Origin of the sequence: Moritella viscosa, assembly GCF_900120065.1 — a bacterium.
GTDB lineage: Bacteria > Pseudomonadota > Gammaproteobacteria > Enterobacterales > Moritellaceae > Moritella > Moritella viscosa.
This window is the reverse complement of the sequence record NZ_FPLG01000059.1, coordinates 1-10,749: the sequence shown is the minus strand read 5'-3', so window position 1 is coordinate 10,749 and position 10,749 is coordinate 1. Positions and strand designations below refer to the sequence as shown.

Below are 10,749 nucleotides of genomic sequence, written 5' to 3'. Positions count from 1 at the left end.
ATGCTCGAAAATACCTTAAAATCGCTGGACGCTGGCAAGATCATGTCTTAACTGCATTATTACAAGAAGATTGGTTAGCGCGTAAAACGCTGAGTAAGCGAGTGATAAAATAATTAGCATAACGCTTATTATAAAAATGGCGAGTTATTGACTCGCCGTTTTGGTATTTATATTACCGTGCTGCTTTAGTCGCATCTTGGATCATGACAAATTTTTCCCATAATGTGTCCTCTGCTTCTACATTATCCGGATCGGTAATAATGCAGTTAATCGGGCAAACTGTTTTACAGGTCGGTTTATCATAATGGCCTACGCATTCAGTGCATAATAGCGGATCGATTTCATAAATCTTCGCGCCAAATGTAATTGCGCCATTCGGACATTCCGGATCGCACATATCGCAGTTAATACACTTATCATTAATTAATAATGCCATAAGGTTTTGCTTCTATCCTAATGGATTATTTATGCGGATTACGTGTATCTTCACTGTTATGGAAGTTACGCATTAATAGTGCGTGATCCAGTGTGACTTCTTCTGGAACCGGTAAATAAACAATGTGACCAGAACCAGGCGCATATTCCATTGCTTCGCCTTTACGGTTTTCTAATTCTTCTAGTTTGAAAGTCAGGTTACCTTGTGGCGTCATTAGCTCAAGAGAATCACCCACTAAGAATTTGTTTTTCACAATAACTTCTGCAAGGCCTTTATCGTTACGACCATTGAACTCACCCACAAACTGTTGTGTTTCACTGATTGAGTAACCGTAATCGTAGTTTTGGTATGCATCGTGAGTATGACGACTTAAAAAACCTTCAGTGTACCCGCGGTGCGCAAGGTGCTCTAGTGAACGTAGTAAAGACGGATCAAAGTCACGGCCTGCAACAGCATCGTTAATTGCTTGTTTATATACCTGTGCTGTACGCGCACAGTAATAGAATGATTTGGTACGACCTTCAATTTTTAATGAATGTACGCCCATTTTAGTGAGACGCTCAACGTGTTGGATTGCACGTAGATCCTTTGAGTTCATGATGTAAGTACCATGCTCATCTTCAAATGCAGGCATATATTCATTTGGACGACCTTGCTCTTGTAATAAGAAGATTTGGTTAGTCGGTTTACCTTCGCCTAAAGTCGGCACTGGTGAATCTGTTTCTGGAGTGTAAATCTCAGGACTGGTTGCAACAATATCACCAGTTTCATTTTCAGTCGCATCATGTGCATCGTATTTCCAACGACATGAGTTAGTGCATGAACCTTGGTTTGGATCGCGTTTGTTGATGTAACCAGACAGTAAACAGCGACCAGAATAAGCCATACACAGTGCGCCGTGTACAAATACTTCGATTTCCATATCTGGGCAGTGGAAACGAATATCTTCAATTTCATCAAGTGATAATTCACGCGATAGGATCACACGCTTAATACCTTGGGTATACCAGAACTTAACGGTAGCCCAGTTTACTGCATTTGCTTGTACTGATAGGTGAATAACCATATCAGGGAAAGCTTCACGTACCATCATTATCAGACCTGGATCAGACATGATGATTGCATCGGGTTTCATGGCGATGATCGGTGTTAAATCACGGATGAAAGTTTTTAACTTGGAGTTATGAGGTTGGATATTACAAACCACATAGAATTGTTTACCAAGCGCGTGTGCTTCATTGATACCAATTTCTAGGTTTTCTAAGCTAAATTCATTGTTACGAACACGTAGGCTATAGCGTGGTTGGCCAGCATAAACAGCATCTGCACCGTAAGCGAAAGCATAACGCATGTTCTTTAATGAACCTGCAGGGGAAAGTAATTCTGGAGTAAACATTTCAACCTCAATTGTTGTCTGAGTTCAAGTCAGGGAATACCCTAAGGGCATCAAGGTTCGCGATTCTACGCGCTGAGTGATATTCTCACGTTGATCTGGATCATGTTTTATTTAATCGTGCTTGAGAGGTGTCACGGATATTTACAAGGGAAGGTTGGTGGCATAGTGATGTCAAAGTCGGAAATAAAAAAGCTCAGAACAAGTCTGAGCTTAATTATATTGATGGCTAATTGTTTACAGCCATTAGTTGTCCGTCATATTAGTTAAAAACAATCATCAGGCCAGGTAGTGCGAAGAAAGCACCAATCACATAACCAAAAGCGATGAACTTATTTTCAGTGCCTTGACGCGCTAATGCTTCAGCACACTTAATTGGAATCTCACGTAGTGCAGGGATACCGTAGATAAGTGCTACTGCGAATAGGTTGAACATTACGTGTACCAGTGCAATTGTCATTGCTACTTCTGCAAACTCACCACTGATAGATGTTGCTGCTAGTAATGCGGTAATAGTTGTACCGATGTTTGCACCCAGTGTGAATGGGAAAATCTGACGTGTAGTGAATACACCGCTACCGGCTAGTGGAATCATTAAGCTTGTTGTTGTTGATGATGATTGCACCATTACTGTTACCGCTGTACCAGATAAGACCCCACTTACTGGACCGCGACCGATTGCACCGTGTAGCACGGCTTTAGCACGACCAACCATCACTGATTTTAATACTTTACCGAGGAAGGTTACCGAAAAGCCAATCATGAAGATACCAATAAATACCATGACTAGACCTGTTGTATTACTTTCTATCGGTAATGAACCAGCAAGTTCTTTAATTTGGTTTACCGCAGGTTTCGTTAACGGTTTAATAAAGTTGAATTCTTTAATACTTAAGCTGCTACCACCTACGAAGAAGTCTGCTAGGTAAGTTGCCATTTTCTCAAGTATACCGAATGCAATTTCCAGTGGAAGGAAAATTGCAACAGCAAGCAAGTTAAAGAAATCATGCACTGTCGCTGCACTGAATGCACGTTGGAATTCTTGTTTGTCACGGATATGACCCATGCTTACGAACGTATTTGTAATCGTCGTACCCATGTTTGCACCCATTACCATCGGGATTGCGATTGAAATTGGTAGGCCGCCAGCAACAAGACCAACAATTACTGATGTAACCGTACTTGAAGACTGTACTAATGCCGTTACTAGGATACCCAATAGTAAAGCGACAAATGGATTAGTTGCGAAAGCGAAAATTTGTTCTGCACCAGCGCTACCACCGGAGAACATTTTAAAGCCTCCACTTACTGTAGATACTGCGACTAATACGAAGTATACCAATACGGCTACACTTACCCAGCTGAATACTTTTTTCATTGTGCTTGGGTTCAATTCAATTGCTTCGTTGTTTTTCATCTCTAGGTACCGTTTTATCTGTATCGAATGACAGATTTGTTTCAGTTAGTTGACGAGGTGGATTAAAACAAACTTTTGTGACAGAAATATTACAGTGGTTTTGTAATGTCATAAAAAATGAATATTAATATTTAAGTTTATGTTTTTTAAAGATTACTAATTTCTTATTATTTAATTATATTTTTATTTTACTGGCTTGAATAGCTTGATTCAGTTGTTTTTATGAACGAAAAATAATAATTGTGACAGGCTTGTCATGTTAGGTAGGGGGGGAGACATAAAATTGGAGGGCAGCATACCTATTTTAGGTATACTGCGTTGTAAAGCTATTATTTGGCCGTTGTTGTTTCTTCACCGCCTAACGCTGTGATTAGCTCTGGGATGAAACGCATTAACTCACCTGTCATTAAGGCAAAATCAGCATCAAACTTAGCGGCATAATCTTCTGTCGCTACATCGTCATTTTGTTCTTTAATCAGATCACTAAATTTAAGACGTTTTACCGACATGTCTTCGCCAAGTAAGAAAGAGAGTGATTCACTCCAATCTAAAGCTAATTTTGTCACTAACTTATCTGCGTTAAGATGGTGTTGGATTTCGTCACTGGTTAAGTCTTGCTCTTTACAACGGATAATACCACCGTGTTCAAGTGCAGAACGTAATTCAGCTTCATCACCCAGTTCAAAACCCGGTGTAGCACTGCCGTTATTTAACCATTCAGTCATGGTTACATCCGCTGGTGTGGTTAAAGCAACAGGTACAACGGGTAGACTACCCACACACTTACGTAATAAGGCGATGAGATCTTCGGCTTTTTTAGCGCTTGATGCGTCAACCACTAGTAAATCTTGTGAAGGACAAATCCAAGCAAATGTTTGGCTGCTACGTGGGAATGCACGTGGGAGTAGCTGATGAACGATATCTTCTTTTAGCGCATCTTTTTCTTTTTTCTTTAGGCCACGACCTTGCTCTGCTTCAATTGTGTCGACTTTTTCTTGTAGCATGTCTTTGACAACCGATGCGGGTAATACTCTGTCTTCTTTCTTCGCACAGATTAGGATGTTATCTGTAATGCCGTGCGTTAAAGCCTGACCAGATTTACCCAGTGGTTTGATCCAGCCGAACTTAGATAAATCTTGGCTACCACAAGGGGTAAAAGGGAAATCAGCTAACTTGGTTTCAAGTTGTTCAATATCTAATTCAAATGGACGAGTGAAACGATAAATTAGTAAGTTTTTAAACCACATTATAGCAGGACCTTGGTATCAACTGTTTGGATAACCAGTATACTCAAGGATGTTGGAAATACAAGTTTGCCTAGTGGCTAAACATCCATCAATCAACACCTTAATTTAATAGAATAACGCTAATTTGAAGCGATAAGTATTTTATTCTAACTTTTAGTTTAATTATTAAAATCAGTACATTAATTAAAAATTATATTGATAGCTGATTCATGACATTTGTTAGGTCTTAATCGTATTTTTAATAAAAAATTCATCAATGTAATAATACTGAAACATATTGAGCTGATAATCACTTTCAGTTAAAGTCGAAAGATAAGTGGTTCTTTCATCATTTAAATATAAATCTTTTACTGACTGGCGACGGTTATTAAGGGAAGAATAGTAAAGGATATTTAAAGTGTCTAAGCGAATTTTAGTAGTTGAAGATGAACTTGCGATCCGTGAAATGCTGTGTTTTGCATTAGAACAAAAGGGATTTGATGTTGTTGAAGCTGGGGATTATAACGAGGCGGTAGAGCGGCTTGTTGAACCTTACCCTAATCTAATCTTATTAGATTGGATGTTACCTGGTGGTAGTGGCATTAAATATATTAAGCACCTAAAATCTCAACCGCATTTATCCTCTATACCTGTCGTGATGTTAACTGCACGTGGTGAAGAGGAAGATAAGGTGAAAGGTTTGGAAGTGGGGGCGGATGATTACATCACTAAACCATTCTCACCAAAAGAATTGATTGCTCGGTTAAATGCGGTAATGCGTCGCGTTGCGCCAATGACTCAAGATACAGTTATTGATATTAGTGGTTTACAGCTTGATCCTGTTGCTCACCGCGTTTCTGCTGGTGAGGCTGTGATTGATATCGGTCCGACTGAATTTAAATTATTGCACTTTTTTATGACTCATCCAGAACGTGTGTATAGTCGAGAGCAGTTATTAGATAATGTTTGGGGCATGAATGTATACGTTGAAGACCGCACGGTTGATGTACATATCCGTCGTCTTCGAAAAGCATTAACACCGAGTGAACATGATAAATATGTGCAGACAGTGCGTGGTGCAGGTTATCGCTTCTCAATACGTTAATCATGAGAGTTGAAGTTTCAATATGAATAAGACGAACGCTTTTGTTGGTGGCTTATGGCGACTGCTTTATTGGTATATCCCGTTTTTTCTTGTTGGTTTAGTTATTGATAATATTACATTGAGTATGCTCATCGCCACTGTTGCACATGTTGTTTGGCTATATCGTAGCCAATATATATTACATCAGTGGTTATGGGTTGCGCGGACTGCGACACCGCCTGAAGGTAAAGGTAGCTGGGAATCCATTTTTAATGGTATCTATCGTTTGCAGCGTCGACATAAACGTAAGCGTAAAGAATTGCGTATGGTTATACGACGTTTTCGTGAAGGTGCGGAAGCCTTACCGGATGCCGTTGTTGCGTTGGATACTGATTATTCCATTATGTGGTGTAATAAATTAGCGCAACAAATGATTGGCCTGAAGTGGCCTGAAGATGCCCATCAACATATTGGTAATTTGATCAGAACTCCGGATTTCATTCAATATTTAAATTCGAAAGATTACCGAGAACCGTTAGAGATCACCTCGCCAGTACATAATGCTAAAACGTTAGAAATTCGTGTGATGACGTATACCGATGATCAATCGATGCTGGTGGCTCGAGATGTCACTGAACTGCGTCAACTGGAACAAGTCAGGCGTAATTTTATGGGGAATGTTTCTCATGAGTTACGTACGCCATTGACTGTATTAAAAGGTTATCTGGAAATGCTTGAACCTGATGAGTCGGATAAAATGTTTGCGCGGGCGCACAAAGTTATGTCTGAACAAACTGGGCGTATGGATTCGTTGGTGAACCAATTGTTAGCCTTGTCTCGTATTGAAGCTGCACAGGCTGTCGACTTTGAAAAGCAAGTCGATATACCGTTTATGTTGTCGATGTTAGAGCAAGAGGTATTGATTTTAGGTGCAGATAAAGCCTTAAGGGTTGAGTTCCATATTGAACATGGCTTGTTTGCACTGGGTGATGAATCGCAATTACGTAGTGCGGTATCTAATTTGATCTACAATGCGGTGCGTTATACGCCTACGGACGGCAAAGTGGTCGTTGAGTGGAAGCATACACTCGCTGGTGGTTTATTCTGTGTGACCGATAATGGCGATGGTATTTCTGCCGAGCATGTACATCATTTAACTGAGCGTTTCTATCGTGTCGATGATGCGCGTTCACGTGATTCTGGTGGCTCTGGTATTGGTTTATCAATTGTGAAACACGTATTAAGCAATCATGACAGTTTGTTAGAGATTGATAGTAAAGTGAACAAAGGCAGTTGCTTTCGATTTACATTACCGTTAGTAACGTATGTAAAACGCCATTAACGTTACCACGATTGTTACTGTACTATTGTTACTACACTGAGCCCATCCCATTGTGATGGGCTTTTTTTTACTATCAATTTATACTGCATGGAAATTGGTAGGGTGTTTATTTGTAATAATTTGTGTACTGTCATCAAACCGTCATGTTTCATTCATATTATTGTCATCAGTTTATTGAATACTTATAGTCACAGAAACGAGATGTAAGCTTATATTACTTGTAGTCGTGGACACTAAATACAAAGCTTATATACCTGTAGTTATAGACACAAAATAAAATTATACTTGGAGAAGTAAAAATGAATATTAAACAAATTGTTGTAGCATTAGGGATATCAATGACAGCAATCGCTTCACAAAGCGCATTTGCAGCAGGACTAGACCCTAAATTACCTGAGTATCAAAAAGTAAGTGGTATCTCGGGTAACCTATCTACAGTTGGTTCAGATACATTAGCAAACATGATGACGTTGTGGGCTGAAGAATTCAAACATACTTACCCAAGTGTTAACGTACAAATTCAAGCGGCTGGTTCTTCTACTGCACCGCCGGCACTAACAGAAGGTACTTCGCAGTTCGGTCCAATGAGCCGTAAGATGAAGTCTAAAGAAATTGAAGCGTTTGAAAAACGTTACGGTTACAAGCCTACCGCAATTCGTGTTGCTATCGATGCACTTGCGGTATTCGTGCACAAAGATAACCCAATTAAAGGTTTAAGTATTGCCGATGTTGATGCAATTTTCTCAAGCACACTAAAATGTGGTGAAGCGAAGCGTGTTGAACGTTGGGGTGAGCTAGGGTTACAAGGTTCTTGGGCTGAGCGAGATATCCAATTATTTGGTCGTAACTCAGTATCGGGTACTTATGGTTACTTTAAGAAGAAAGCACTGTGTAAAGGTGACTTTAAAAATAACGTAAATGAGCAACCTGGTTCAGCGTCTGTTGTACAGTCGGTTTCATCATCACTTAATGCAATCGGTTACTCAGGTATCGGTTACAAAACATCGGGTGTTCGTGCTGTACCTTTAGCTAAAAAAGGGACTCACTACATCGAAGCATCGTTAGATAACGCTGCTTCAGGTAAATACCCATTGTCTCGTTACCTATACGTTTACATTAATAAGAGCCCGAACAAAGCATTATCTCCAATGCAAACTGAGTTCTTAAAACTGATATTATCGAAACAGGGTCAGAAGATCGTAGCTAAAGATGGCTATATTCCACTACCTAACTCAGTTACATCAAAAGACCTAAAGAAAGCAGGTATTACACTGTAATACGATTTACATAGGTTAAATGATTCAAAGCTCGCTATCTAGCGGGCTTTTTGCTTTTTGGTATAAAATAAAATGAGGCTGTAGGCTTGTTCGAAGCATGTGCAACCTTGGGGGTTTTGCTCGAAAAATGATACATTGCTCACATTTAGTCACCATATTGGTGCAAATATTCCACCCCCAGTCTATAACATCATGGTTTTAATGTGTTAAGTGTTTGATAATAAATGTTTTAATCTGGTTTTGTTAAGTTGGCCTTAGTATTGCTTTGTTCTAGATAAGATAAATTTTTTAAACTTTGTTTTTATATCTTAGAGGGAATTTTTATGGGACAAGAAAAATTTAATATATTGTCTTTTTCAGGGAAGATGAAAACCTTACACTTATCGTGGATGGCATTTTTTATTACGTTTGTGGTCTGGTTTAATGCTGCTCCATTAATGTTAGCGATTAAAGACAGTTTAGGTTTAACCACAGAAGAAGTGAAAACCTTACTTATTCTTAATGTAGCATTAACGATTCCTGCACGCGTTATTATTGGCATGTTAACCGATAAATACGGACCTCGAATTGTTTACTCTACATTATTAGCAGTCTGTTCCATTCCCTGCTTTATGTTTGCAATGGCGACGACCTTTGAACAATTAGCTATAGCGCGTTTCATGATGGGTCTGATTGGTGCGGGTTTTGTTGTTGGTATTCGCATTGTCAGTGAATGGTTTCCTGCCAATGAGTTAGGTACCGCAGAAGGTATTTATGGTGGTTGGGGTAACTTTGGTTCCGCAGCAGCTGCATTCACATTACCGACAATTGCATTATTGTTTGGTGGTGAAGATGGCTGGCGTTATGCGATTGCTATTACAGGTTTAATGAGCTTGGTATTTAGTGTTGTGTATTACTTCAACGTCACTGATACACCTAAAGGTGCGACTTATTTCCGTCCTAAAAAAGGCGGAGCAATGGAAGTGACCAGTAAAGGTGATTTTTATTTACTGCTGATCATGAAACTACCTATGTATTTGACGCTTGGCTTATTAGCGTGGAAATTATTACAAATCGGCATGTTCACTGAAACCACCACTCACTCTATCTATGTAGGTTTAGGTGTACTGTATGTTCTTGATTGCTGGAAAACATACCAAGTAAATAGCGATATTTTTGTTAAAGACGTGCCTGAAATTGAACGTTATAAGTTTAAGCAAGTGGCTGTACTTAACGTTTTGTATTTTTCTACATTTGGTTCTGAGTTAGCGGTTGTTTCTATGTTGCCATTATTTTTTGCAGAAACATTCGGACTTGGGATGACGGAAGCAGGTATGGTTGCAGCGTCTTACGCCTTTATGAATCTGATGTCTCGCCCAGGTGGCGGTTGGATCAGTGATCGCTTTGGTCGTAAGAAAACATTATTAATTTTAACCGCTGGTTTAGCCGTTGGTTACTATGCGATGTCACAAATTACAGCTGCGTGGTCACTGCCTCTTGCTATTGCAACTGCAATGGCATGTTCATTCTTCGTGCAAGCAGGTGAAGGGGCTGTATTTGCTGCAGTACCATTGATCAAACGTCGTTTAACGGGGCAAATCGCGGGCATGACTGGTGCCTATGGTAATGTGGGGGCAGTATTCTATTTAACGTTGTATTCGATCGTATCCACGCAAGTATTCTTTTATGCAATTGCAATCACGGCGATAGTCGGCTTTATTGCTTTGTTATTAATGGAAGAGCCAAAAGGTCATATTGCAGAGGTAGATGAAGACGGTAAAGTGACGTTAATTAATGTGTCATAAATATGCTTAGCAACTAAAATATCGTTAGATATATTTTATGACGAAAGTGTGACAGAGTTGAATGCGGCGCCATTATCATAGTTGATAATGGCGCCATTTTTATATAACGATTTACTTATTTACTTACTTATGCTTCTGTCATTTCAGTAATTAAGGTTGGTGATATTTTTGCTAAGTCACCATTAAACATATCATGGTCTAGGGTCTCAGGCAGTGCCAGTTTAAGTTTGGCATAAAAACGGTTGTTATCAGACTGCCACAGATCTTTACTGTGTGTTGTTATCGCTTTTAACTCAATACCGTGCTGCGTTAATATCTTAGATATTTCGTTGATAATTCCCGGACGGTCGTTATCTTGGATAATAAGGCAGGGTGACTTTTTCCAAATACTTTGATTTTTACCTTCGGCGAAATTTATGGTAAGGCCTGGGATCAGGCTTAATGCTTCACATAAATCGCGGTAATATTCATCTTCTACTGAAATTTGTAAAATGCCTGCAAATTGTCCTGCTAGCTCACTCATGTTACTTGCTAACCAGTTTCCCTTATGCTCGGCGACGACACGTGATAAATTGTTTATGAGACCTGATTTATCATCACCAATAAGCGTTACGATAAGTTGTTTAAGCATTACTAAGCCCTATATAAAAATCTTGTGCTAAACGTTTTGTTTAGCTACTTTGATCACTTAATATGATGCGCCATACTATATGTAAATAACGTGTATAAATATAGCGTCAGCATCTAAATATCAGAGCTTAGTCCAGCTAATATACCCAAGTTACTTCAA

The 10,749-nt window shown here is 39.3% G+C and carries 9 protein-coding genes; 4 read left to right on the top strand and 5 right to left on the bottom strand.

The window, feature by feature from the left end:
* Positions 1-172: 172 nt before the first annotated feature.
* The 4 genes from BT797_RS09930 to rdgC all read right to left on the bottom strand — a co-directional run bounded on the left by BT797_RS09930 (position 173) and on the right by rdgC (position 4,493).
* Entirely contained in the window at positions 173-436 is a 264-nt protein-coding gene (locus BT797_RS09930; protein WP_045111663.1) for a YfhL family 4Fe-4S dicluster ferredoxin, read from the bottom strand.
* Positions 437-461: 25 nt separating this feature from the next.
* Entirely contained in the window at positions 462-1,832 is a 1,371-nt protein-coding gene (trhP, locus tag BT797_RS09925) for a prephenate-dependent tRNA uridine(34) hydroxylase TrhP (RefSeq protein ID WP_075471919.1), read from the bottom strand.
* 259 nt (positions 1,833-2,091) lie between these two features.
* Positions 2,092-3,207, bottom strand: a complete 1,116-nt coding sequence (locus tag BT797_RS09920; RefSeq protein ID WP_420271296.1) for a Na/Pi cotransporter family protein — start codon at positions 3,205-3,207, stop codon at positions 2,092-2,094.
* Positions 3,208-3,575: 368 nt separating this feature from the next.
* Complete coding sequence (rdgC, locus tag BT797_RS09915; protein WP_075471915.1) at positions 3,576-4,493, bottom strand: recombination-associated protein RdgC; 918 nt, start codon at positions 4,491-4,493, stop codon at positions 3,576-3,578.
* 397 nt (positions 4,494-4,890) lie between these two features.
* Between rdgC and phoB the strand changes: the two genes are divergently transcribed.
* The 4 genes from phoB to BT797_RS09895 all read left to right on the top strand — a co-directional run bounded on the left by phoB (position 4,891) and on the right by BT797_RS09895 (position 9,959).
* The gene (phoB, locus tag BT797_RS09910; protein WP_045111659.1) at positions 4,891-5,577 is read left to right on the top strand and encodes a phosphate regulon transcriptional regulator PhoB; all 687 of its coding nucleotides are present in this window, start codon (positions 4,891-4,893) and stop codon (positions 5,575-5,577) included.
* A 22-nt stretch (positions 5,578-5,599) separates the two neighbouring features.
* Complete coding sequence (gene phoR, locus BT797_RS09905) at positions 5,600-6,898, top strand: phosphate regulon sensor histidine kinase PhoR (RefSeq protein ID WP_075471914.1); 1,299 nt, start codon at positions 5,600-5,602, stop codon at positions 6,896-6,898.
* Between the two features lie 299 nt (positions 6,899-7,197).
* Positions 7,198-8,175, top strand: coding sequence for a PstS family phosphate ABC transporter substrate-binding protein (locus tag BT797_RS09900; protein WP_075471912.1), 978 nt, complete (start codon positions 7,198-7,200; stop codon positions 8,173-8,175).
* 323 nt (positions 8,176-8,498) lie between these two features.
* Positions 8,499-9,959, top strand: a complete 1,461-nt coding sequence (locus BT797_RS09895; protein WP_045111656.1) for a NarK family nitrate/nitrite MFS transporter — start codon at positions 8,499-8,501, stop codon at positions 9,957-9,959.
* A 127-nt stretch (positions 9,960-10,086) separates the two neighbouring features.
* On the opposite strand, the gene BT797_RS09890 is transcribed toward BT797_RS09895, so the two are convergent.
* Positions 10,087-10,590, bottom strand: coding sequence for a glycine cleavage system transcriptional repressor (locus BT797_RS09890; RefSeq protein ID WP_045111655.1), 504 nt, complete (start codon positions 10,588-10,590; stop codon positions 10,087-10,089).
* Positions 10,591-10,749: the final 159 nt, after the last annotated feature.

What these genes read in the sequence shown, in the direction of transcription:
- BT797_RS09930 (WP_045111663.1), bottom strand. Translation starts at nt 436, where the DNA reads ATGGCATTATTAATTAATGATAAGTGTATTAACTGCGATATGTGCGAT.
- trhP (WP_075471919.1), bottom strand. Translation starts at nt 1,832, where the DNA reads ATGTTTACTCCAGAATTACTTTCCCCTGCAGGTTCATTAAAGAACATG.
- BT797_RS09920 (WP_420271296.1), bottom strand. Translation starts at nt 3,207, where the DNA reads ATGAAAAAAGTATTCAGCTGGGTAAGTGTAGCCGTATTGGTATACTTC.
- rdgC (WP_075471915.1), bottom strand. Translation starts at nt 4,493, where the DNA reads ATGTGGTTTAAAAACTTACTAATTTATCGTTTCACTCGTCCATTTGAA.
- phoR (WP_075471914.1), top strand. Translation starts at nt 5,600, where the DNA reads ATGAATAAGACGAACGCTTTTGTTGGTGGCTTATGGCGACTGCTTTAT.
- BT797_RS09900 (WP_075471912.1), top strand. Translation starts at nt 7,198, where the DNA reads ATGAATATTAAACAAATTGTTGTAGCATTAGGGATATCAATGACAGCA.
- BT797_RS09895 (WP_045111656.1), top strand. Translation starts at nt 8,499, where the DNA reads ATGGGACAAGAAAAATTTAATATATTGTCTTTTTCAGGGAAGATGAAA.
- BT797_RS09890 (WP_045111655.1), bottom strand. Translation starts at nt 10,590, where the DNA reads ATGCTTAAACAACTTATCGTAACGCTTATTGGTGATGATAAATCAGGT.